Source organism: Pseudomonas gingeri (assembly GCF_013385425.1).
GTDB lineage: Bacteria > Pseudomonadota > Gammaproteobacteria > Pseudomonadales > Pseudomonadaceae > Aquipseudomonas > Aquipseudomonas gingeri_D.
Window position 1 is genome coordinate 18,236 of record NZ_JACAQA010000041.1, and the last position, 23,637, is coordinate 41,872.

20 protein-coding genes are annotated in these 23,637 nt (G+C 62.5%); 14 read left to right on the forward strand and 6 right to left on the reverse strand.

What is annotated here, in order from left to right:
- Nucleotide 1: 1 nt before the first annotated feature.
- Entirely contained in the window at nt 2–817 is an 816-nt protein-coding gene (locus tag HX830_RS30000) for an ABC transporter ATP-binding protein (protein ID WP_152741792.1), read from the reverse strand.
- Nucleotides 814–2,412, reverse strand: coding sequence for an ABC transporter permease (locus HX830_RS30005; protein ID WP_177104297.1), 1,599 nt, complete (start codon nt 2,410–2,412; stop codon nt 814–816). Before HX830_RS30005 ends, HX830_RS30000 begins: the two co-directional genes overlap by 4 nt.
- A gap of 306 nt (nt 2,413–2,718) precedes the next feature.
- Between HX830_RS30005 and HX830_RS30010 the strand changes: the two genes are divergently transcribed.
- Nucleotides 2,719–3,744, forward strand: a complete 1,026-nt coding sequence (locus HX830_RS30010; protein WP_177104299.1) for an ABC transporter substrate-binding protein — start codon at nt 2,719–2,721, stop codon at nt 3,742–3,744.
- Here the strand turns inward: HX830_RS30010 and HX830_RS30015 are convergent.
- Complete coding sequence (locus tag HX830_RS30015) at nt 3,741–4,661, reverse strand: LysR family transcriptional regulator (protein ID WP_152741789.1); 921 nt, start codon at nt 4,659–4,661, stop codon at nt 3,741–3,743. The genes HX830_RS30010 and HX830_RS30015 overlap by 4 nt on opposite strands.
- A gap of 183 nt (nt 4,662–4,844) precedes the next feature.
- Here HX830_RS30015 and HX830_RS30020 point away from each other — a divergent pair, with 183 nt between their 5' ends.
- The gene (locus HX830_RS30020; RefSeq protein WP_152741788.1) at nt 4,845–5,750 is read left to right on the forward strand and encodes a TauD/TfdA dioxygenase family protein; all 906 of its coding nucleotides are present in this window, start codon (nt 4,845–4,847) and stop codon (nt 5,748–5,750) included.
- Nucleotides 5,751–5,837: 87 nt separating this feature from the next.
- Here HX830_RS30020 and HX830_RS30025 read toward each other — a convergent pair whose 3' ends face one another.
- Together HX830_RS30025 and HX830_RS30030 are read right to left on the reverse strand one after the other, a co-directional pair.
- Complete coding sequence (locus HX830_RS30025; protein ID WP_152741787.1) at nt 5,838–7,442, reverse strand: alkaline phosphatase family protein; 1,605 nt, start codon at nt 7,440–7,442, stop codon at nt 5,838–5,840.
- A 112-nt stretch (nt 7,443–7,554) separates the two neighbouring features.
- On the reverse strand, nt 7,555–8,502 hold the full coding sequence (locus HX830_RS30030; RefSeq protein WP_100942629.1) for a LysR family transcriptional regulator: 948 nt from the start codon (nt 8,500–8,502) through the stop codon (nt 7,555–7,557).
- Between the two features lie 153 nt (nt 8,503–8,655).
- Here HX830_RS30030 and HX830_RS30035 point away from each other — a divergent pair, with 153 nt between their 5' ends.
- From HX830_RS30035 to HX830_RS30075, 9 genes are all read left to right on the forward strand, one after another.
- Complete coding sequence (locus tag HX830_RS30035; RefSeq protein ID WP_152741786.1) at nt 8,656–11,028, forward strand: TonB-dependent receptor; 2,373 nt, start codon at nt 8,656–8,658, stop codon at nt 11,026–11,028.
- 208 nt (nt 11,029–11,236) lie between these two features.
- On the forward strand, nt 11,237–11,560 hold the full coding sequence (locus tag HX830_RS30040) for a hypothetical protein (protein WP_103499036.1): 324 nt from the start codon (nt 11,237–11,239) through the stop codon (nt 11,558–11,560).
- Nucleotides 11,561–11,608: 48 nt separating this feature from the next.
- On the forward strand, nt 11,609–11,965 hold the full coding sequence (locus HX830_RS30045; protein ID WP_177104301.1) for a hypothetical protein: 357 nt from the start codon (nt 11,609–11,611) through the stop codon (nt 11,963–11,965).
- A gap of 82 nt (nt 11,966–12,047) precedes the next feature.
- Entirely contained in the window at nt 12,048–12,866 is an 819-nt protein-coding gene (locus tag HX830_RS30050; protein WP_177104303.1) for an energy transducer TonB, read from the forward strand.
- Nucleotides 12,867–12,909: 43 nt separating this feature from the next.
- Entirely contained in the window at nt 12,910–13,635 is a 726-nt protein-coding gene (locus tag HX830_RS30055) for a MotA/TolQ/ExbB proton channel family protein (protein ID WP_152741783.1), read from the forward strand.
- Nucleotide 13,636: 1 nt separating this feature from the next.
- A complete protein-coding gene (locus tag HX830_RS30060; protein WP_100942624.1) occupies nt 13,637–14,038 on the forward strand; it encodes an ExbD/TolR family protein in 402 nt (133 codons plus the stop codon).
- 312 nt (nt 14,039–14,350) lie between these two features.
- The gene (locus HX830_RS30065) at nt 14,351–14,932 is read left to right on the forward strand and encodes an alpha/beta hydrolase (protein ID WP_103499039.1); all 582 of its coding nucleotides are present in this window, start codon (nt 14,351–14,353) and stop codon (nt 14,930–14,932) included.
- A gap of 57 nt (nt 14,933–14,989) precedes the next feature.
- Nucleotides 14,990–15,895: a sigma 54-interacting transcriptional regulator gene (locus tag HX830_RS30070; protein WP_177104306.1), complete on the forward strand. Its 906-nt coding sequence runs from the start codon at nt 14,990–14,992 to the stop codon at nt 15,893–15,895.
- A gap of 150 nt (nt 15,896–16,045) precedes the next feature.
- Nucleotides 16,046–16,828: a MetQ/NlpA family ABC transporter substrate-binding protein gene (locus tag HX830_RS30075; protein WP_177104308.1), complete on the forward strand. Its 783-nt coding sequence runs from the start codon at nt 16,046–16,048 to the stop codon at nt 16,826–16,828.
- A 313-nt stretch (nt 16,829–17,141) separates the two neighbouring features.
- On the opposite strand, the gene HX830_RS30080 is transcribed toward HX830_RS30075, so the two are convergent.
- Nucleotides 17,142–18,302 carry an AAA family ATPase gene (locus HX830_RS30080; protein WP_177104310.1) on the reverse strand — a complete coding sequence of 387 codons (1,161 nt, stop codon included), beginning with the start codon at nt 18,300–18,302 and terminating at the stop codon, nt 17,142–17,144.
- 111 nt (nt 18,303–18,413) lie between these two features.
- Between HX830_RS30080 and HX830_RS30085 the strand changes: the two genes are divergently transcribed.
- Genes HX830_RS30085 through HX830_RS30095 form a run of 3 tightly spaced genes read left to right on the forward strand, consistent with a single transcriptional unit; the run spans nt 18,414 to nt 23,622 of the window.
- Nucleotides 18,414–19,505: an efflux RND transporter periplasmic adaptor subunit gene (locus HX830_RS30085; RefSeq protein WP_177104312.1), complete on the forward strand. Its 1,092-nt coding sequence runs from the start codon at nt 18,414–18,416 to the stop codon at nt 19,503–19,505.
- Nucleotides 19,502–20,572 carry an efflux RND transporter periplasmic adaptor subunit gene (locus tag HX830_RS30090; protein WP_177104313.1) on the forward strand — a complete coding sequence of 357 codons (1,071 nt, stop codon included), beginning with the start codon at nt 19,502–19,504 and terminating at the stop codon, nt 20,570–20,572. The genes HX830_RS30085 and HX830_RS30090 overlap by 4 nt, the downstream gene beginning before the upstream one ends.
- Entirely contained in the window at nt 20,569–23,622 is a 3,054-nt protein-coding gene (locus HX830_RS30095) for an efflux RND transporter permease subunit (protein WP_177104315.1), read from the forward strand. The genes HX830_RS30090 and HX830_RS30095 overlap by 4 nt, the downstream gene beginning before the upstream one ends.
- The last annotated feature ends 15 nt before the right edge of the window (nt 23,623–23,637 follow it).

A 23,637-nucleotide genomic window follows, 5' to 3' on the forward strand; every position in this document is an offset into this window, starting at 1 on the left:
CTCAGCAGGCAATAAACGTCAAGGGCAGGTCGCGAATCTGCTCGGGAACCGGCGTCTGGTAATGGCCGTCGCTGGTCAGCTCGTGGAGCAGTTCCTCGCGCAACTGGTGAAAGTCGAAGCTGCTGCGTTGGCGCGGATGGGGCAGGGCGATCTCGACCACCTGCTTGATCCGCCCGGGACGCGGCTCCATCACCACCACCCGGTCGGCGAGGAAAATCGCTTCTTCGACATCATGGGTGACCAGCAGTGTGGTGATCCTGGCGCGGGCGCGAATGGCCAGGAGTTCGTCCTGCATCTGTTGGCGGGTCAATGCGTCGAGGGCGCCGAAGGGCTCGTCCAGCAACAGGATGCGTGGACTCGCCACCAGCCCACGGGCAATCGCCACGCGCTGGGCCATGCCACCGGACAGCTGGTGCGGGTAGGCGCGAGTGAAATCTCCCAGGCCCACCAACTGGATGAAGTCATTGATACGCTGCTGACGCTCAGCCTTGCTCAGCGGTTCGTTGACCAGGCCCAGGCCGATATTTTCCTCGACCGTCAGCCAGGGAAATAGCCGGTGTTCCTGGAACACGATGCCGCGCTCGCTGCCGATGCCGTCGACCGCCTTGCCATCGACCCGGATCTCACCACGAAAGGCTGTGTCCAGGCCGACCAGCAGGCGCAGCAAGGTGGATTTGCCACAACCGCTGGAACCGACAATGGCGACGAACTCACCCTCGGCGATATCCAGGCTGAACTCATGAATGGCTTCCAGCTCGATGCCGTCGACATCGAAGGATTTGCCGACCTGGTTGAAGCTGACAATCGGAGCGTTCATGCGTGTCTCCAGCGGGTGGCGCGGGTTTCGAGGTGTTGGCCGAGCAGGTTGATCAGCGCGCCGGTAAGGCCCACCACAAGCATGCCGCTCATGATCACGTCCATGCGCAGCAACTGCTGGGCGCCGATCATCAGCGCGCCGATGCCGCCGTTGGACGGCATGAAATATTCGGCGCCGAGGGTGCCGAGCCAGGCATAGATCAGGCTCAGGCGCAGCCCGGCAAAAATCCCCGGCGCGGCACCGGGTAGCACCAGCTTGCGCAGCCGCTGCCAGAGACTCAGGCGCAGCACTTGCGCGGCCTCGGTCAACTGCGGCGAGAGGTTGGCGACACTGCGTTGGGTGGCGATAAACAGTGGGAAGAAGGCGGCGAGGGCGACGAACACGGACTTGGCCAGCTCGCCCAGGCCGAACCAGGCAGTGATCAGCGGTACCCAGGCGAAAATCGCGATCTGGCGCAGGGCCGACAGGCTCGGGCCGAGCAGCCGTTCGCCGGTTTTCGACAGCCCCAGCAACAGCCCGAGGCCAAAGCCCAGCGAGCCGCCGAGGAGCAGCCCGGCGAGGGTCCGTTGCAAGCTCAGGCCCAGGCTGGTGGGCAGGCTGCCGTCGAGTGTCCCGCGCCAGGTGCTGTGCAGCACCGCCAGTGGGCTGGCCAGGATATTCCCGTCGACCCACTGCTGGTCGCTCGCCACTTGCCAGAGCACCAGCAGTATCAGCGGCAGCAGCCAGGGTTGCAGGCGTTGCCAGCCGTGATAGCGCGGGCCGCGGGGGATCTGCGCCGTGGCCGGGTGCGGCCAGTGCACCAGGCGTCGGTCGAGCAGGCCGATGCCACGGTCCATCAGCACGCCGAGCACACCGATGACCAGGATGCAGACGAAGACGATATCGAGCATGAACAGTTGCCGGGCATAGACCATCAGGTAGCCGATGCCTTCGCTGGAGGCCAACAGTTCCACGGCCAGCAGCGAGGTCCAGCCGGCGGCCAGCGCCAGGCGCAGGCCAGCCATGAACGCCGGCAGGGCAGCGGGCAGGATCAGCCGTCGGATCAACAGATACGGTGGCAGCCGCAAGACCGCCGCGGCTTCGCGCAGCCTGGGTTGCGCATCACGCACGCCGACCAGGGTGTGCAGGGTCACCGGCACCACGATGGCCTTGATCAGCACCACCAGCTTGAGCACTTCGCCGATGCCGAAAAACACCATGAACAGCGGAATCCAGGCCAGGGTCGGGATTTGTGCGAGGGCACTGAAGGTGGGAAATACCCAGCGTTCTGCACGTCGACTGAAACCCAGCGTGGCACCGAGCAGGGCGCCGATGCCGACGCCCGCCAGCAAACCCCGGAACAGCCGTTGCAGACTTATCCACAGATGCCCCCACAGTTCGCCGCCGGCCAGTTCCACGGTGCTTTGCCCGACCAGCGAAGGCGGCGGCAGGATCTGCTCGCTCATCCAGTGTTGCCGGCTGGCAACCCACCACAGGGCGGCCAGCGCCAGTGGCAACAGCCAGGGCAGCAGACGCGGACTCAGGCTGGGCCAGCCACGGCGCTGCCCGGACGGCGGCAGCGCCAGCGGCAGGCTGAGGAGCGAAACACGGGCCATGGCAGACCTCCATTGTCGGTTTTCCGGGCAATGCACGGCACTGAATTGAATATGCTTGTTCGGTCTATAAAAAATCTTATCGATTCTATTGGGAGATAAGAGAAGCCATTTAAGGCTTGTGCAGGGCACGCATCCAATGCATTTGAAGAATATTTTCGATGCGTTTTATGCATGCCGCTCCAGGACCCTTGTTTCAGCGCTTATATTCCTTAAAGTTACTAAAATGTGAATTATCAGTATTTTATTGTTATGCATGGCTATGCCTACCTTCAGCGACTCGAAGCCCGTTGCCAAGGAGCACCACCCATGAAAACCCTGTTCAAAGGCAGCCTTGCCCGCCTGTTCGCCACCACCGCTCTAGCGGGCGTCCTGGGCGCCCTGTCGCTGTTGGCCACGGCGGCCGAGGTCAAGGAAATCCGCATCGCCGTGCCCGACCTGAGCGCCGGCACCGAGCACAGCGGCGGCGGTGTGGTGGATGTGCTGCGCAGCCGGCAGATCTTCGAAAAGGCCTTTGCCGACCAAGGCATCAAGGTGCAGTGGAGTTTCTTCAAGGGCGCAGGGCCAGTGATCAATGAAGCCTTCGCCAACGGCCAGGTGGATTTCGCCTACCTGGGGGACCTGGCGGCGATCATCGGCAAATCGAACGGGCTGGATACCCGGCTGTTGAGCGCGACGGCACGCGGGGTCAAGCAATACCTCGGCGTGGTGCCCGGCTCGGGGATCAAGACCCTGCAGGACCTCAAGGGCAAACGGGTGGCGGTGTTCCGTGGCACCGCCAGCCAGCTGTCCTTCGATGCCGCACTGGCCAGCCAGGGCTTGAGCGAGAAGGACTTCAAGGTGATCAACCTGGATTTCAGCGCGGCGGTAGCGGCGTTGGCGGCCAAGCAGATCGACGCCTCCTGGGGCAGCTCGAACCTGACGGCGTTGCAGGCCAAGGGGCTGGCTGAGTTGCCGGTGAGCACCAGGGATCTGGGCGGTGCCGGGAGTATCCAGAGCGTGCTGGTGGGTTCCGGCGCCTTTGTCGATGCGCATCCGGACGTGGTCGACAAGCTGCTCAAGGCCCAGCAGCAAGCGGTGGAGTGGCTGACCCAGGATGGCAACAAGGACGCCTATGTGCAGTTGGTGTCGGGGCTGGCAAGTTATCCACAGGTGATTTTGCAGCAGGACCTGAAGGACGAGAAACTCAGCGAGATTTTCCCTTCGCAACTGGACCCGGTGTTCCTTGGTAAATTGCAGGGCTCGGTGGACCTGGCGTCCCAGCAGAAGCTGATTCGCAAGCCGTTCAAGGTGACGGATTGGGTGGCGCCGAATCTGGCGGCGGCGGGGATCTAGACCGCAACCCTGTCCTCCTGGGTATCCACTGCCACCAACGTCTCGATCATCGCCCGCGCCGCCGGTGACAGCCGGAACCCGGTGCGGCTGACGATCCCGCAGCGGGCGTTCATGCTCTCGATGTTCTGCGGCAGGTTGCGCCAGTGCAGCAGCACCAGCGAGCCCTGTTCCACGTCCTCGATAAACGCCTCCTGGGTGCCGACGCCAATCGCATTGGACTGCCGGACGATCTTCACCAGCGCCGGAAAATGCTCGGTCTCGATATTCGGCGAAAAATCCGTGCGCCCGCTGAGGTTCGCCAGCAGCTTGCGGATGCCCGGCGGAATCAGCGTGGTCGCCAGCGGATAGTCGAACATATCGTTGGTCGACAGGCTTTCCTTGGCCAGCAACGGATGCCCCGGCCGGCAGAAAAACACCCCGCGCTTGGGCGTCAGCGCCTGGGTCTGGAAGTTCGGATCGGCCTCGAAATGGCGGATGTCGGCGATAAAGAATTCGATTTCCTCGCGACTCAGGCTGCGGCTGAGCTTTTCCCAGTTATCCACATGGAATTTGGTCCTTACTTTCGGGTGGGCATTGATAAACCGCGCCACCGCCTCCGGTACCAGTTTCACCGCCGGCGCCGGGCCGCAGCCGAAGCGCAGCTCACCGGCATCGAGCTTGGTCATCTGGGTCACTTCGGCACTCAGCAGCGCCGCGCCCTGGACCAGGGTCAAGGCATGTTGCAGCACCACCTGGCCTTCTGGCGTCGGGCGCAAATCCTTGTTGCCACGGTCCACCAGCACGCAGCCGAACTCCTGTTCCAGCCCCTGGATACTGCGGCTGAAGGCCGGTTGGGTGATACCCATGGCGTCCGCCGCGCGGACAAAACTGCGGTGTTCATTGAGGGCGATGAAGTAGCGCAGTTGGCGAAGATCCATATGCTTTCCTGGCATCCGAAAAATAGCTCGAAGGCATTTGCGACGAGCGAGGCTTGAGGTTTTAAATGCAAGCTCTTATTCCGTCAACGAAGCATGCGTATATCTATTAGATCTAAATTGAATATATATAGAGCGTTGTTTCGCGACGGCTCAAACCGTAAGCAGTCCGACGAGGGTTCACCCATGAGCAATGCCGCACTTGCTGTAAAACCCGTTGTGCACACGCTGGATATTCATCCGGTGGCCGGTCGTATTGGCGCCGAGATCCGTGGCATCGAGCTTTCCGGCGAGCTGGAGGCCGGCGTGATCGAGGCGATCCAGCAGGCGCTGGTGCAGTACAAGGTGGTTTTCTTCCGGGGCCAGAGCCATCTCGATGACCAGAGCCAGGAGGCTTTTTCTCATCTGCTCGGCGAGCCGGTGGCGCACCCGACGGTGCCGGTGCGTGACGGTACGCGTTATCTGTTGGAGCTGGACGGTGCACAGGGCCAGCGGGCCAATTCCTGGCACACCGACGTGACCTTCGTCGACGCCTATCCGAAAGCCTCGATCCTGCGTTCGGTGCTGGCGCCGGCCTCCGGCGGCGACACGGTGTGGGCGAATACGGCAGCGGCATACGAGGAGCTGGCGCCGGAGTTGCGCGAGCTGGCGGACAAGCTCTGGGCGGTGCACAGCAACGAATACGACTACGCCGGTTCGCGGCCGAATGTCTCGGCGGAGAAGCTGGAGCGTTACCGCCAGATCTTCACTTCGACGGTATACGAGACCGAGCATCCGGTGGTGCGGGTGCATCCCATCAGCGGTGAGAAGAGTCTGTTGCTGGGGCACTTCGTCAAACGTATCAAGGACTATTCGCTGGCGGACTCGGCGCATTTGTTCAACCTGTTGCAGAGCCATGTGACGCGTTTGGAAAACACCGTGCGCTGGCGCTGGCAGAGCGGCGATGTGGCGATCTGGGATAACCGTTCGACCCAGCATTACGCAGTGGACGATTACGGCACCCAGGAGCGCATCGTGCGGCGGGTGACGCTCAAGGGCGAAGTGCCGGTGGGCGTGCATGGGCAGCGGAGCCAGACGATCAAGGGGGCTTGAGTTTGCGGTGACGGGTGAGGTCATGTGGTGAGCGGGCAAGCCCGCTCGCCACATTGAGATCACACTTGGCTGGCGGCCCTCAAGGTTTCACCACACCCCGATCTGCACCACCTTCTCCGCCTCCGGCTCGCCATAACGAAAGCGCTGCCCGCGCAGATCGATTTCCTGATGGCTGATGGTGGTCCGGCGTTTCAACCCGCGCAGCCACTCGAACAGATACCCCAAGTGCTCTTCACGCACCGCCGCCAAGTCCGGATCGGCCCCCAGGTCACGCAGTTCCTGCGGGTCGTTTTCCAGGTCGAACAACTGCGGCCGAAATCCGTCATACGCCAGGTACTTCCAGCGCTCGCTACGGACCATGGTCATCCGGCAACGATCGATCGATTGCGCCAGCCGCTCCCGGGCCGGGGCCTGGAAGGCATAGTCGTATTCGGCGATGGCATAGCGGCGCCAGTCCGGTTGCGCCCCGTGCAGCAGCGGCACCAGCGACCGTCCCTCCAACCGATGTTCCGCCGACGGCAGACCCAGTGCTTCGAGAAACGTCGGCAGCGCATCGATGGTTTCCACCAGGCGTTCATCCACCGTACCCCGGGTACTATCCGCCGCCGCCCGCGGGTCGCGCACGATCAATGGCACGCCGACCGCCTGCTCCAGCAGGAACTCCTTTTCGCCGAGAAAATGATCGCCGAGAAAATCCCCGTGATCGCTGGTGAACACGATCAGTGTGTCGTCCCAGTGGCCGCTGCTTTCGAGCACGTCGAACAGTCGCCCGAGCTGGTCGTCGACCTGCTTGATCAGGCCCATATAGGTCGGGACCACATTCAGCCGCACCTCGTCCCTGGAGAAATTCAGGCTTTCCTCATGCTGGCGGAAGGCGCCGTAGACCGGGTGATCACTAGCCGCGCCCGGTGCCGGACGGACCGCCGGCAGCACCTGCTCGCGTCTGTACAACGCGTGGTACGGCGCGGGGGCGATATAGGGCCAATGCGGTTTGATATACGACAGGTGCAGGCACCATGGCTGCTCGCCCTGTTCGCTGATGAAGTCGATGGCGCGGTCGGTGGTGTAGACCGTTTCCGAGTGTTGTTCCGCTACTCGCGCCGGCAAATGGGCGTGGCGCATTTGCCAGCCGCTGAGGATCTCGCCGTTTTCGCCTTCGGCGGCGTTGGCCCAGTCATGCCAGGGGTTTGTGCCGTTATAGCCGAGGTCGCGCAGGTAATGGGTGTAGGGCGCCGACTCGCGTTTATCGGCGAACAGCGGGTCATCGGGGTAGATGCCGTCGTGGCGTGAGTAGGCTTCAAAACCGACTTCGTTGAAGGGCTCGGCCTGAAGGCTGCCGGGGTCGATGGCCAGTCGCTGCAGGGCGTCGAGATTGGGCGTGGCGTGGGTCTTGCCGACCAGGGCGGTGCGGATGCCGTGGGGCCGCAGGTAGTCGCCGATGGTCAGTTCTTCCAGCGGTAGCGGCACGGCGTTCCAGGCCACTTGATGGCTGCTGACGTAACGCCCGGTATAGGCCGACATCCGCGACGGCCCGCAGATGGTGCCCTGGGTGTAGGCGCGGCTGAAGCGCACGCCGGCGGCGGCCAGGCGGTCGATATTCGGCGTGTGCAGATGGGGGTGGCCGTAGCAGGACAGATAATCGCGACGCAGTTGGTCGCACATGATGTAAAGCACGTTGCGCACGTGGGGCATGGAGGTTCACCGCAGCGGAGGACAAGTGAGGGATTTCGCGTTTTGGCGCGATTTTCGGCAAGCGCATTTGGCGACTGTTTTCTATGCACAGTGTGCATGGGGTGAGTCTCGCTCAGACAGCCATTTGCTCCAGGCTGCACACCTCACCCACCTCCAGCGCATCCTCGCTCTTGATCTGCTCGATCATCGCCTCGGCCAGCGGCGACAACCGATACCCGGCCCGGCTGACAATCCCATACCGCGTATACAACTCCTCCAGATCCTCCGCCAACCCCTCGATCTTCAGCCTTACCAACCCGCCACGGGCGTACTCCCAGGCATCGCTGTTCTCACCGCAGATACCAATGGCATCCGATCTCAACACCACCCCCAACAGGCTGAACGCACTTTCACACTCCACCTGCGGAGTGAAATCCGGGCGACCGCTGAGGTCGACGATCACCTTGCGCAAGTTCGGCGGACGAATCGTCGAGGCCAGGGGATAACTCAGCAATTGCCCGGCCGTCACGCTCTCCTGAGCCGCCAGCGGATGCCCGGCCCGGCAGCAGAAATACCACTTGCGTGGCCGCAGGCGCTGGGTCAGGTAATCCGGGTTGGCCTCGAAGCTGCGGGTGTCGGCGACGAAAAATTCGAACTCATCGTTCAACAGCCGTTTGCTCAGGCTCTGCCAGTCATCCACCTGGAACTGCACCCGGGCTTTCGGATAGCGCCCGATGAAGTGGCCGATGGCCCGTGGGATCAACCCCGAGGCCGGCGCCGGCCCGCAGCCGAAGCGCACCTCGCCGGCCTCCAGGCCGTTGAACTGGCTGATTTCATTGGCCAGTTGCTGGGCGCCGCTGACCAGTCGGCGAGCATGTTCGAGCAACACCTGGCCCTGTTTGGTCGGCGCCAGGTCCTTGCGTCCGCGATCCACCAACTGACACCCGGCGCTGTGTTCCAGAGCCTGGATGCTGCGGCTGAACGCTGACTGCGAGAGGTTCACCGCCGTGGCCGCGGCGACAAAACTGCGCTGCTCGGCGAGGGCGATGAAGTGACGGAGTTGACGCAGGTCGATATGCATTTTTCACATGGAAAATATCGGGGAAATGCATTGGCTATGCATTACGTCGATTCCTTATAAAGGCAATCTCTTATGCAGTAAATATCTGTAAAAACATAAATAAATAACTTTAAAGAATATACCGGATGTGTATTTTTTGACCAGGAGCCGCCCATGAATTCGTTCAATTTTGCCTTGCATCACCCTTCGCGGCGGCTCAAGCGCTTGCCCCTGGCCCTGTTGCTGGCGGGGAGTGCCAGTTGGTCTCTGGGCCAGGCCGCCGAGAGCGAAGCACCGCCGGACCCGGCACCCGTGGCCAGTACCAGCAAGCCCAAGGCCGACAGCGGGCAGTTGGAAACCGTGACCGTCACCGCCCGGCGCCGGGAAGAAAGCTCCCAGAGCGTGCCCGTGCCCATCAGCGTGATCGGTGGCCAGGCCCTGGAAAGCCAGCGGGTCTATCGCATCCAGGATCTGCAGCAACTGGTGCCCAGCGTCAACGTCGCCTACATGCATGCGCGCCAGTCCAGCGTGTCGATTCGCGGCTTGGGCAACAATCCGGCCAGCGATGGCCTGGAGGGCAGCGTCGGGCTGTATATCGACAACGTCTACCTGAGTCGTCCGGGCATGGCCGTATTCGACCTGATGGATATCGAGCAACTGGAAGTGTTGCGCGGTCCCCAGGGCACGCTGTTCGGCAAGAACACCACTGCCGGGGTGATCAATATCAATACCCGGGCGCCGAGTTTCACGCCCGAGCGCAGCATTGAAAGTTCGGTGGGCGAGGATGGTTATTTCCAGACCAAGGGCACGATTTCCGGCCCGATCACCGATCAGTTGGCCGGGCGCCTGTCGGCCTATCGCACCAGCAGCGATGGCGATATCAAGAACGAATACAACGGCCATGAGCTGGACGGCGGCTCGCGGGACGGCTTTCGCGGACAGCTGCTGTTCAAGCCCAACGAAAACTTCAGCCTGCGCTGGATCGGCGACTACAACGAAGAAGACTCCAGCGCCGGGACCCGCGTGCTCTACAGCACCGGCCCGACCATCAATGGCGTGAACCTTTACCAGGCGCGGGCTGCCGCGGCCGGGGCGACCCTCGCCGATGGTCGGAATCGGGAAGTGAATCTCGACGGTCAGCAACACGTCGGGGTGTTCCAGGGCGGCACTTCCCTGGAGGCCAACTGGACCCTGCCCAACGATTTCACCCTGACGTCCATCAGCGCCTATCGCTGGTGGAACTTCACTCCGCGCAACGACGACGGGCTCAACGTCCCGGCCGCCTACAACTCCGGGGTCTCGGTGGAGGATACCCAGTGGTCCCAGGAGGTGCGCCTGGCCTCGCCCACGGGTGGGTTCTTCGACTATGTGCTGGGGGCGTACTACTTCGGCTCGAAGCTGGATAACCAGAGCTTCAGCTACTACGGCCCCAAGGCGGATATCTGGAACGGCACCCCCACGGGCGCGTTGAACAACGTCACCAGCATCGGCAACGGGCATATCGACACCGACAGTTTCGCGCTCTTCGCCCAGGGCACCTGGCACCTGACTGAGCGCCTCGACTTCACCGCCGGCCTGCGCGGCAGCTACGAGGAAAAAAGTGCCTGGGTGACCCGCGATGCACCGGTTGGCGGTGCAGCCGTGACCGGTGCCGCCGCCACGGCCCGAGCCGGCCGTGCCGGTGCCTATGACTCCGGTAACCTGAGCCTGTACAGCATCAGCCCGTCGGGCCTGCTGAACCTGAGCTATCGCTTCACCGACGACCTGTTGGGTTATGCGACCCTGTCCCACGGTGAAAAATCCGGTGGTGTCAGCCTTGCGGTGGGGACGGCCCCAACGGCCGGTGCCGGCTCGCTGCTGGTGGGCAGCGAGCGCGCCAACAACGCCGAACTGGGTTTCAAGAGCACCCTGTGGGACAAGCGCCTGCAGCTCAACGCCAACCTGTTCTGGACCCAGGTCAACGGATACCAGACCAACGCCTATGACTACGACACCCGTGTGCAATACCTGACCAACGCCGGTTCCGTGCGCTCGCGCGGGCTGGAAGTGGAGAGCACGCTGATTCCCCTGCGCGGCCTGACCCTCAATCTCAACGGCTCCTATAACGATGTGCGTTACATGTCCTACAAGGATGCGCCGTGCGCGCCCGAGGTCGCCTTGCAACCCGGGGCGCCGGCTTCCTGCGACCTTACCGGGCACCAGGTGGCGGGGGCGTCGAAGTGGATTGCCAACGCCAATGGCGAATACAAATGGAACCTGGATAACGGTTGGGAAGAATACGTCACCGGCAGCTACGCCTTCCGCTCCAAGGCCGCCGGTACGGTCGAGGACTCCGCCTATGGGCAGATTCCCAGCTATGCGGTGGTCAACCTGTCCACCGGCTTGCGCGGCGATTTCAAGCAGGGTCAATGGGATGTGTCGTTGTGGTTGAAGAACGCCTTCGACAAGACCTACTACACCACCCTCTGGACCGGCGGCAATGGCGGCTATGAAGGACTGCTCGGCACGCCGCGGACCCTCGGGGTGACCGGGCGCTATGACTTCTGAGTCCATTCAGTGAAGAGTTGGTTATATACAACTCATCCGCCAAACAAGTTATTCACCATGCTCATGGTTCATATAGCCAATCGATTGATAAATAACCGGTGGTGCAATTGGACAGACGTTACAAGTCCAACCATGCTGGGTGTCGTGAGTTTCAGGAGAACCTCACCTTCAGTGGAAGAGTGTATTAACGACATAAGGAGAACGCATCATGTCGAGCATCAATGGAACTTATGTAAACGCCAACTCTGACGCCAGACTGGTCGTGACCGACGGTAACGACTCGAACGGTTCCTTCAGCGGGCAGATCACCCAGGCCGGTGTGAACTACAACGTGACCGGCCACTACCACTTCCAGAACAGCACCGGCCAGCCCACGATCATTGCCTTTACTGGCTACAATGATGGTCACGGCTATGTCACCTTCGCCGCCTTCTCCCCCGACCACAACTACGGGCGACTGAGAGCAAGCGGTTCACGCAGCACCTTTGACGGCCAAGTGGTCGGTCTGGGTGGCGAGTTCGTCAAACAGTAATAAAGGCAACACACTATACTGCCAGGCCAACGAACGGGTGAGTGGCGGATGCTGCTCATCCGCTCGAAGTACTGGCGGTATGTTTTGTCGTCTGTGTTAATTATTAAATACGCCATTTTATTGTTTGTACTTCCCTCTTTCTTACATCCGAATCCTTCTTTCTGTTTCTTTGTCATCCGCGCGGTTGCCCGTGTGGTGATCGCCGCCGCGTGTTTGAAATCGCTCATCAAGTGGCGGTTTCGGGCCTTGAAGGCATGCCTTGAGCGAATATTTTCAATGCCTGAAAAGCATGGCTTTCCGGGCGATTGGCTGGAGCCCTTGAAACACGCGGCCTTGAGCGGGGCACTGAAAATCAATATTCATTTTTGTTCTATGTATAATTTTAAATATTGCTTTAAGGCCTAAGCAGCCTCCGTGGATCATCGGCACCTCGACGCCGCCAAGCGCGCCTCGACGATTTTTTGCTGAAGACCGCAGGAGTTATTCAATGGGCAATGTCCAGACCGCTGCCAGTGCACATGAGGTGCGCAGGCACCCGGCACCGGGTGGCGAGTTGGTTGACCTCGGCCGGCCCCATCGCGCGCCGCTGGGGCCGTTGCGTCTGCAGAAAGTGCCCAAGGGCATCCTCAGCCGACGCGAGGCGATCTTGCTCGGTGTGTTCGCGCTGGTGCTGCATGGCGCGGTGATCTACTGGCTGAGCCAGAAGGAAACCCCGGTGCTGCCGGTGGTGCCGCCGGAAATCCCACCGATGACCATCGAGTTCTCCCAACCGGCTCCGCCCGTGGTTGAACCGCCGCCTCCACCCCCTCCGCCTCCGCCGCCCCCACCGGTGGTCGAGCCGCCGCCGCCAGTGGTCGATGAGCTGGCGGTCAAACCGCCGCCGCCCAAGCCGGTGCCCAAGCCCAAGGTCAAGCCGGTTCCCAAGCCTGAGCCGAAACCTGCGCCCAAGCCGGTCGAGCAACCGCCCGCGCCGCCAGAGCCAGCGGCTCCGGCAGCGCCACCGGCGCCGCCGACGCCGGCACCGGTGACCCCGGCTTCGGCCAGCGCCGCGTACCTGAAGAACCCGGCGCCGGAATATCCGCAGCTGGCTCAGCGTCGCGGTTGGGAAGGCACGGTCTTGTTGCGGGTGCAGGTCCTGGCCAGCGGCAAACCGGGCGAGATCCAGATTCAGAAAACCAGTGGTCGCCAGCAACTCGACGACGCCGCGCTGGCAGCGGTCAAGCGTTGGAGCTTTGTCCCGGCCAAGCAGGGCGATGTCGCCCAGGTCGGCTGGGTCAGCGTACCCATCGACTTCAAGATCCACTGATCGGCACCCAACGCGCTAAACGCTTCCACAGAGGGAACACATCATGACGTTACTGGCATCTCCACTCCAATCCATCGAAAGCGCGGTGATCTGGCTGCTGGTGGTTTTCTCCGTCGCCACCTGGGGCCTGGCCCTGCTCAAGGGCGTGCAGTTCGGCCGCCTCAAGGCCCAGGATCGCAAGTTCCACAAACAGTTCTGGGCCGCTTCCAGCCTCGACTCGGCCGCCGAGCTCAGCGAAACCCAACCGGGCGCCGCCGCTCGCGTGGCCCAGGCCGGTTATGCCGCGATCCAGGTCGGCGATGCGTCCCACGCGGCGGATCTGAGCCAGGCGATCAATCATCAGGACCGTCTCGAACGTGCCCTGCGCCAACAGATCGTGCGGGAACGACGCTCCCTGGAAACCGGCCTGGCGGTAGTCGCCAGTATCGGCAGCACCTCGCCGTTCATTGGTCTGTTCGGCACCGTGTGGGGGATCATGGAAGCCTTGAAAGGCATCAGCGCCGCCGGGTCCGCGAGCCTGGAAACCGTTGCCGGGCCGATCGGTGCCGCGCTGGTGGCCACCGGTGTCGGGATCGCCGTCGCGGTGCCGGCGGTGCTGGTTTACAACTATTTCCTGCGTCGCCTGAAGCTCACCGCCGCCGACCTCGATGACTTCGCCCATGACTTCTACAGCCTGGCGCAGAAGAGTTCGTTCCGCGTGCTGATCCACCCGACGGCGAACAAAACCGCCGCCCAGGGCGGTGCGCAGAAAGTGAAGGAGGCGTCCTGATATGGCCTTCTCGACCCAGGACAGCGATGAGGTATTGAGCGAGATCAACGTCACGCCGCTGGTGGACGTGATGTTGGTGCTGCTGGTGGTGTTTATCGTCACCGCGCCGCTGCTGACCAATGCGATTCCGATCAACCTGCCGAAGACCGAAGCCGTGGCGCCGGTGGAGCAGAAGGACCCGCTGGTGGTGAGCATTGATGGCAGCGGCAAGCTGTTCCTCAACAAGGATGAAATCAAGCCCGAGCTGCTGGAGTTCAACCTCCAGGCGGCCAAGGCCAAGGATCCGGACCTGCGGGTGCAATTGCAGGCCGACAACGGCGTGAACTACGGCGAAGTGGCGCGGGCCATGGCCTCCATCGAGCGGGCCGGGATCACCAAACTGTCGGTGATTACCGCGCGCTGAACGCAACAGATCCTCGAGTTTCTTGGGCCGTCTCCTTGGCAGGGTGCGGCCCTTTTTTATTTCCACGGAGCAACTGGCAAATGCAGAACCTGTGGGAGCTGGCTTGCTGGCGATGAGGCCAGTGAGTCTTGCATCGCCTGATCGGCCGCCATCGCCAGCAAGCCGGCTCCTACAGGGGGGTTGTCAGTCGGGAGTGACTCGCGGGCTTTATATTTCTTTATCATCTTAATAAATAGCTTCTTATTCCTTAACGAATATAACTCTCCTCCCTATACTCGATCGGGAACGCAAACGCTGGAGGAGGTGTACCCCATGCGCAACGAGTCGATTCGTTATCTGATCGTGCCGGGCTGGCAAGGATCGCCAGAAGATCATTGGCAAACCCACTGGCAGAACAGCCTGCCCAACAGTGCGCGGGTGGAGCAGGCCGACTGGCTGACGCCGCGCCGCGAAGACTGGGTCGCGGCCCTGGCCGAAGCCATTGCCGCGGACGATACGCCGGTGATCTTGATTGCCCACAGCCTGGGTTGCATCACCGTTGCCCACTGGGCGCAAACAGCGCCGTTGCACCTGCTGCGCCAGGTCCGTGGTGCATTGCTGGTGGCCCCGGCCGATGTCGAGCGTCCCGCCTGCGCCCCGGCCTTGCGTAACTTTGCGCCGATTCCGAGCGACCTGCTGCCGTTTCCGAGCCAGATCGTCGCCTCCGACAACGACGCGGCCGTCAGCGCCCCGCGGACCCTGGAACTGGCCCGCGACTGGGGCGCGCAAGCGAGCATCCTCAGCGGTGCCGGGCATATCAATGTGAAGTCCGGTCACCAGCGTTGGGAGCAGGGTTTTGCCTATCTGTACCGCCTGCAGACCCGAATGGAACAGCATTCCCTGCGTCGCGCCTGAATTCTTTCTTTTGCTTGAACGCCCACTGCCATTGGTGGTTTGGGGCGGGAGCCTGCCATGAGCCTGCATGAAACCTTCGGTCAGCCGCTGCTGACCTTTCCCGATTCGGAAAAAAGCCCACTGAGCATTCGCGCCAAGGCGCTGGTGTTCGTCGACCCGCGTTCGCGGCAACTGCGTGAAGAACTCGAAACCCTGGCGCCCAAGTCGGTGCCGGTATTGATCCGTGGCGAGACCGGGACCGGCAAGGAGTTGCTCGCCCGGCATATCCACCGCGCCAGCGACCGCCCCGGGTTGTTTGTTTCGGTGAACTGCGGCGCCATCAGCCCGACCTACGCCGATGCCGAACTGTTCGGTTATGCGGCGGGGGCCTACAGCGGTTCGGCCAGCAGTCGCGCCGGCTGGTTCGGCTCGGCCAATGGCGGCACCTTGTACCTGGACGAGATTGGCGACCTGCCGTTGCCGATCCAGGTGAAGTTGCTCGCCGCCCTGGAAAATCATGAAGTCACCCGGGTCGGCGCGCCGCAGCCGAGTCCGGTGGATGTACGCCTGGTGGCGGCCACCAGCATCGACCTGGCCCAGGCGGTGGCGGTCGGTAAATTCCATGAGCGCCTGTATCACTACCTCAGCGAAGGCCGGCTGGAGTTGCCGGCATTGCGCGAGCGGGTCGGCGATATCCTGCCCCTGGCCGAGTATTTTCTCGGTATCTACAGTCAGCGCCTGAGCCTGCCGGTGCCACTGGTCAGCGAAAGTGCCCAGCGTGCTCTGGAGCGTCACAGCTGGCCGGGCAATACCCGCGAGCTGGAGAATGTCATTCACTTTGCCTTGCTGGTCAGCAGTGGCGACGAGATTCTGCCGGAGCACTTGAACCTGCCGGCACCCCTGGCCTTGATCGAGCAATTTATCGGTAGCAGTTCCCCTGAGGAACTGGTGGCACTCAAGCGCCTGCTGGATAGTGCTGTATGAACAAAATGGAATATGAAGATGAATAAAAGATATTGTTCTGGAATAAAAAATATCGGTATCTTCTGCCCCACGCCAGCGATATCACTATACTGGCACCTCTCTCTCAAGGCTGTCGTCGATGACGACCGTGATCTTCGATAAGGACACTGCATGAAAAAGGTTCTGTTGTTTACCGCATTGGCGGCCGCTCTGGCGGCAGGTCTGGCCCAGGCCGGCGAGAAACTGGTCGTGGCGGCAACGCCGGTCCCCCATGCCGAGATCCTCGAGCTGATCAAGCCGACCCTGGCCAAAGAAGGCGTGGACCTGGAAATCAAGGTCTTCACCGACTACGTACAACCGAACACCCAGGTGGCCGAGAAACACCTGGACGCCAACTACTTCCAGACCAAGCCGTACCTGGATGGCTTCAATAAAGGCAAGGGCACCAACCTGGTCACTGTGATTGGCGTGCACGTCGAGCCTTTCGGTGGTTACTCGAAGAAAGTCAAAAGCCTGGCTGAGCTGAAAGACGGCGCCACCGTGGCTATCCCGAACGAAGGCAGCAACAGCGGCCGTGCCCTGCTGCTCCTGCAGAAATCCGGCCTGATCACCCTGAAAGACCCGACCAACGCCCTGTCGACGCCCAAAGACATCGTCAAGAACGACAAGCACCTGAAGTTCAAGGAACTGGAATCGGCCCTGCTGCCACGGGTTCTGGACCAGGTCGACCTGGACATGATCAACACCAACTACGCGCTGGAAGCGGGCCTGAACCCGGCTAAAGACGCACTGGTGATCGAAGGTGCCGATTCGCCTTACGTGAATTTCCTGGTAGCTCGTCCGGACAACAAGGACAGCGACGCGATCCAGAAACTGGCCAAGGCCCTGACCAGCCCGGAAGTGAAAGCATTCATCGCCGAGAAGTACAAAGGCGCGGTATTGCCGGCGTTCTGATTCGCGAAGAACCCCTTCCAAGGTTTGAACGCCGACGAGCAACCAGCGTCGGCGTTTTTTATTGCCCGCTCGGTTGTTTTCTCACTGCTCGGCGCAATGCCATCAATAGCTTCACGATGTCTTGTGGATCGAGCTTTTCCGGCGCTTTTGCCTGAACCATATAGTCTTCCTTGTTATGGGCTGGCCATTGAGCGGGCCATGTTCGTCCGTGCTTGGAGCGCCCATTGGGTAAAAAGATCCGTATTGCGGTGCAAAGGAAAGTAGCCGCCCGCTGACTATCCGGCAAATCCGTCGGGCGGGTTTTAACCCAGGGTCAGTCCGGCCAGTTCCAGGCCGGCTCATCGAGCCTGTCCTGGCCGACAACCCCGGTCTGTCCGAGGATTTTTTCCAGGACGATGGCGTTGCACGCCGGGTCCTGCTGCAACGCCGCTATCAGGCGGCTGGCATGGGACACCACCCACAGCTGGCAGTGCTCCGAAGCCTGTACGATCAGGCGCGCCAAGGCCGGCAGCAGGTCCGGGTGCAGGCTGGTTTCCGGTTCGTTCAGCACCATCAGGGTCGGTGGCCGGGGCGTCAGCAACGCCGCCACCAGCAGCAGATAACGCAAGGTCCCGTCCGACAGCTCGGCAGCCGACAGCGGTCGCAGCAACCCTTCCTGATAGAACTCGATGGCAAAGCGCGCACCCTGCAACGGCGCGATCTTCAGCCGTGAGCCAGGAAAGGCATCGCTGATGGCCGCGTGCAGGGCTTCGGCGTCGCCGACTTCGATAATGGTCCGCAACGCCGCCGCCAGGTCGCGACCGTCGTGATGCAGCACCGGCGTGCGTGTACCCAACTGGGGCTGGCGTACAGGCGCGTCGGCATCGCTGCGAAAGTGATCGTAAAAACGCCAGCCGCGAATGCTCTCACGCAGTAACAGTACTTCCGGCGAACCGCGCAGATTGCCGACCTGATCGAACAGGCTGTCGAAGCTCGGCGTGTGTTGCGCCAGCACCTCCCAGCCACGCCCTTCGCGGGCCTTGACCATGGGCCCGGAACGTCCCACCAGCAGGCTGGCCGGGCGATACAGGGGACCGGCCCAGATGCATTCGCGCTTGATCTCCGGGTCCAGGGAAAAATACGAACTGCTCGGCTCCGGCAAGCCGAGGGAAATGGCGTAGCTGAAGTCCTCACCGGCAAACCCCAGGCGCAGGCGCTTCGCCCCCTTGCGGACCTGGCCTTCAATGGCCACTTCACCGTTGCGCATGCGCCGGCTGATGGTTTCCGGCCCCGCCCATAAGGTCGAATCCAGCCCGCCTTCACGCGCCAGTGCGTTGACCACCCCGCCCTGGGCGGTTTCCGCCAGCAGGCGCAGGGCGCGATAGAGGTTGGATTTGCCGCTGCCATTGGGCCCGGTGATCAGGTTCAGTCGACCCAGCGGCACCACCAGTTGGTTGATCGAGCGGTAGTTGGCGACCGCCAGGGTCTTGAGCATGAAAAGCGTCCTGCGGGGTGAGTTGAGTTGTTGGTGTGCAGTGAGGGAACCCTGTTCTACGCTAACAGTCGTAACCGCACTGGCGAAACTGTATTACGCAAAGGAGCGTGCATGAAGGGGCATCGAACACAGTGGATGGTCGCCCTCGGCCTGGCAGCGCTCTTGAGTGGATGCGGTCATGACAAACCGCCGCAGCCCGAGCGGCCGCGGGTCTTCGTCGAGCAGGTGCAACGCAAGGATTTCGGCGCCGCCGTGACCCTGACCGGCGATGTCCAGGCCCGGGTCCAGACCGACCTGTCGTTCCGTGTCGGTGGCAAGATCATCCAGCGCTCTGTCGACGTCGGCGCGCGGATCTCCGCCAAACAGGTGCTCGCCAAGCTCGACCCCAAGGACCTGCAAACCCATGTCGACACCGCCCAGGCCGAGGTCAATGCCCAGCAGGCGCGGGTGCAACAGACCAGCGCGGCTTTCGTCCGCCAGCAGAAGCTCCTGCCCAAGGGGTATACCAGTCGCAGCGAATACGACTCGGCCCAGGCCGCCTTGCTGAGCAGCAAGAGCGCGCTCACGGCGGCCCAGGCACAGTTGGCCAATGCCCGTGAACAGCTGAGTTACACCTCGCTGATCGCCGAGGCGCCCGGGGTGATCACCGCCCGCCAGGCCGAGGTCGGGCAGGTGGTGCAGGCGACCATGCCGATCTTCAGCCTGGCCCGTGACGGGGCGCGCGACGCGGTGTTCAACGTCTACGAATCGCTGCTGGTGGAGCCGCCCGGCGACCAGAGCATTACCGTGACCCTGCTCGACAACCCGAGTATCCAGGCCACCGGCAAGGTCCGTGAAGTGACCCCGGCGGTCTCGGCCCAGAGCGGCACCGTGCAGGTCAAGGTCGCCCTCGGCGCGCTGCCGGCCGGCATGGACCTGGGCTCGGTGGTCAGCGCCACCGTCACCGCTCCTGGCAAAGCCAGTATCGAGCTGCCCTGGTCGGCCCTGACCAAGGACATCAGCGAGCCGGCCGTGTGGCTGGTGGACGATAGTGGGAAGGTCAGCCTGCACCGGGTCAAGGTCGGACGCTACCTGACCGGCCATGTGATCATCAGCGACGGCCTCCAGGGCGCTGAAAAGGTGGTGATCGCCGGAGGGCAGTTGCTCCATCCGGACATGCTGGTGGAGATCGCCGCGCAACCGGCCAAGGGAGCCCAGCCATGAAGCGCCTGTCGCTGGTGTTGCTGAGTGGCGCCTTGCTGGTCGCCTGCTCGAAACAGGAGCCTGCCCCCGAACCGGTACGCCCGGTGCTGTTCGTCGAGGTCACGCCGGCCCTCGAACAGAGCCTCGGGCGTTTCGCCGGGAGCATCCAGGCGCGTTATGAAAGCACCCTGGGGTTCCGCGTCTCGGGACGCATTGCCCGGCGTTATGTGGATGTCGGCAGCGAGGTGGCCCAGGGCGCCTTGCTCGCCAGCCTCGATCCCACCGATCAACAGAACCAGTTGCGCGCCGCCGAAGGCGACCTGGCGCGGGTCCAGGCGCAGTGGATCAACGCCCAGGCCAATGCCCGACGCCAGCAGGAGCTGTTCGACCGTGGCGTCGGCGCCCAGGCGCAACTGGACGTTGCCCAGACTGACCTGAAAACCACCGGAGCTTCCCTGGAGCAGGCCAAGGCCTCGGTCAGCCAAGCCCGCGACCAGCTCGGCTACAGCGAACTGCACAGCGACCACGCGGCGGTGGTCACCGCCTGGAAAGCCGAGGCCGGCCAGGTGGTCAGCGCCGGCCAGCAGGTGGTGACCCTGGCGCGTCCCGACATCAAGGAAGCGGTCATCGATCTGCCGGCCGCCTTGGCTGATCAGCTGAGCGAGGGCGTCGAGTTCCTTGTCGCCAGCCAACTTGATCCTTCCGTCAACACCACCGCCCGACTGCGAGAAATCGAGCCCCAGGCCGACAGCGCCACCCGCACCCAACGTGCCCGGCTGACCCTGGCCGAGACCCCGGCGGCATTTCGCCTGGGCAGCTCCATCAGCGTCACCCTCAGCTCGGCCATTGCGCCACGGACCCGCCTGCCCCTTTCGGCCCTGCTGGAAAGCGAGGGCCAGACCCGGGTCTGGATCATCGACCCGCAGAGCCAGACAGTCGCATTGCGTGAGGTCCGGGTGCTCAGTCGCGATGCCGACGGCGTGCTGCTGGCTTCCGGCGTCAAACCCGGCGAACGGGTGGTGAGTGCCGGAGTGAACAGCCTGAAACCGGGGCAGAAAGTCAAAGTCGCTGAGGAAAAAGCCCAATGAAAGGGTCCTTCAACCTGTCCGAGTGGGCCCTCAAACACCAGTCGTTCGTCTGGTACCTGATGTTCGTCGCGCTGTTGATGGGGGTGTTTTCCTATATCAACCTGGGGCGCGAGGAAGATCCGTCCTTCACCATCAAGACCATGATCATCCAGACCAAATGGCCCGGCGCCACGGTGGATGACACCCTGGAACAGGTCACCGACCGCATCGAGAAAAAACTCGAAGAACTCGACTCCCTGGACTATGTGAAGAGTTACACCCGGCCGGGCGAGTCGACGGTGTTCGTGTTTCTGCGTGACACCACCAGCGGCAAGGACATCCCGGAGATCTGGTACCAGGTACGCAAGAAGATCGACGATATCCGCGGTGACTTCCCCCAGGGTATCCAGGGGCCGGGGTTCAACGACGAGTTCGGCGATGTATTCGGTTCGGTCTACGCCTTCACCAGCGACGGCCTGAGCATGCGTCAGCTGCGCGACTACGTGGAACAGGTGCGGGCGCAGATCCGCGATGTGCCGGGGCTGGGCAAGATCCAGATGATCGGCGCGCAGGACGAAGTCCTCTACCTGAACTTCTCCACCCGCAAGCTGGCCGCCCTGGGCATCGACCAGCGCCAGGTGGTGCAGAGCCTGCAATCGCAGAACGCGGTGACCCCGGCCGGGGTGATCGAGGCCGGGCCGGAGCGGATTTCGGTGCGGGCTTCCGGGCAATACGCCTCGGAGAAAGACCTGGAGGCGGTCAACCTCAAGCTCAATGATCGTTTCTACCGACTGGCCGATATCGCCGAGATCAGCCGCGGTTATGTCGACCCGCCGACCCCGCTGTTTCGCTACAACGGCCAGACCGCCATCGGCCTGGCCATCGCCATGAAGAAGGGCGGCAATATCCAGGACTTCGGCAAGAGCCTGCACGCGCGCATGGACAGCCTGACCGCCGAACTGCCGGTGGGCGTCGGCGTGCACAAGGTCTCCGACCAGGCCGAGGTGGTGGAGAAGGCCGTCGGCGGTTTCACCAGCGCCTTGTTCGAGGCAGTGATCATCGTCTTGGTGGTGAGTTTTATCGCCCTCGGTATGCGTGCCGGGCTGGTGGTGGCCTGTTCGATCCCGCTGGTGCTGGCTATGGTCTTCGTATTTATGGAATACAGCGGCATCACCATGCAGCGGATCTCCCTCGGCGCCTTGATCATCGCCCTCGGCCTGCTGGTGGACGATGCGATGATCACCGTGGAAATGATGGTCACGCGGCTGGAGAAGGGCGACACCAAGCAGCAGGCGGCCACGTTCGCCTACACCTCGACGGCCTTTCCGATGCTCACCGGCACCCTGGTCACCGTGGCGGGCTTCGTGCCCATCGGCCTCAATGCCAGCTCCGCCGGGGAATACACCTTTACCCTGTTCGCGGTGATTGCCGTGGCGATGCTGGTGTCGTGGGTGGTCGCGGTGCTGTTCGCGCCGGTGATCGCCGTGCATATCCTCAGTGAGAACGTGAAGGTCCATGGTGGCGAACCGGGACGTGTTGCCCGGGTCTTCAACGCCGGTTTGCTCTGGTCGATGCGCAATCGCTGGTGGGCCATTGGCCTGACGGTGCTGGTGTTTGCTTTGTCGGTGTTCTGCATGCGTTTTGTGCAGAACCAGTTCTTTCCGTCCTCGGACCGTCCGGAAATCCTTGTCGACCTCAACCTGCCGCAAAACGCCTCGATCAACGAAACGCGCAAGGCGGTGGACCGGCTTGAGGCGAGCCTCAAGGACGACCCGGATATCCTGCGCTGGAGCAGCTATATCGGCGAGGGCGCGGTCCGTTTCTACTTGCCCCTCGACCAGCAATTGCAGAACCCCTACTACGCGCAGTTGATCATTGTCAGCAAAGGCCTGGAGCAGCGTGCCGCGTTGATCGAGCGGCTGAACAAGCGCCTGCGCGAGGATTTCGTCGGCATCGGCAGCTTTGTCCAGACCCTGGAAATGGGCCCGCCGGTGGGGCGGCCGTTGCAGTACCGGGTCAGTGGCAAGGACATCGACCAGGTGCGCAAGCATGCTATCGAACTGGCGACCATCCTCGACAAGAACCCCAATGTCGGCGAAACCATCTACGACTGGAACGAGCCGGGCAAGGTGCTGCGCATCGATATCGCCCAGGACAAGGCGCGGCAGTTCGGTTTGTCATCCGAGGATGTGGCGAGGCTGATGAACAGCATTGTCAGCGGTTCGCCGGTGACCCAGGTCAAGGACGATATCTACCTGATCAACGTGGTCGGGCGGGCGGTGGACAGTGAGCGGGGCACGCCGGAAACCTTGCAGAACCTGCAGATCGTCACGCCCAACGGGGTGTCGATTCCGTTGCTGGCGTTCGCCACCGTGCGTTATGAACTGGAGCAGCCGCTGGTCTGGCGCCGTGATCGCTTGCCGACCATCACCCTCAAGGCCGGGGTGCGTGGCAACTTGCAGCCGACCGATCTGGTCAAGCAGTTGAAGCCCGATATCGACCAGTTCGCCACCGGCTTGCCACCGGGTTACAAGGTGGTCACCGGCGGTACGGTGGAGGAGAGCGGCAAGGCCCAGGGGCCGATTGCCAAGGTGGTACCACTGATGCTGTTCCTGATGGCGACCTTCCTGATGATCCAGTTGCACAGTGTGCAGAAGATGTTCCTGGTGGCCAGTGTCGCGCCGCTGGGGCTGATCGGCGTGGTCCTGGCGCTGGTGCCGACGGGCACACCGATGGGCTTTGTGGCGATCCTCGGGATTCTCGCGCTGATCGGCATCATCATCCGCAACTCGGTGATCCTGGTGACCCAGATCAACGAGTACGAGAGTAATGGTTATGCGCCGTGGGATGCGGTGGTGGAGGCGACGGAGCATCGACGCCGGCCGATCTTGCTGACGGCGGCGGCGGCGAGCCTGGGGATGATCCCGATTGCCCGGGAAGTGTTCTGGGGCCCGATGGCCTACGCGATGATCGGTGGGATCGTGGTGGCGACGGTGCTGACGCTGATGTTCCTGCCGGCGCTGTATGTGGCGTGGTACAGGATTCGGGAGCCGGAGCAGGAGGTCCGGTAGAAAGGTTTTTTCGGG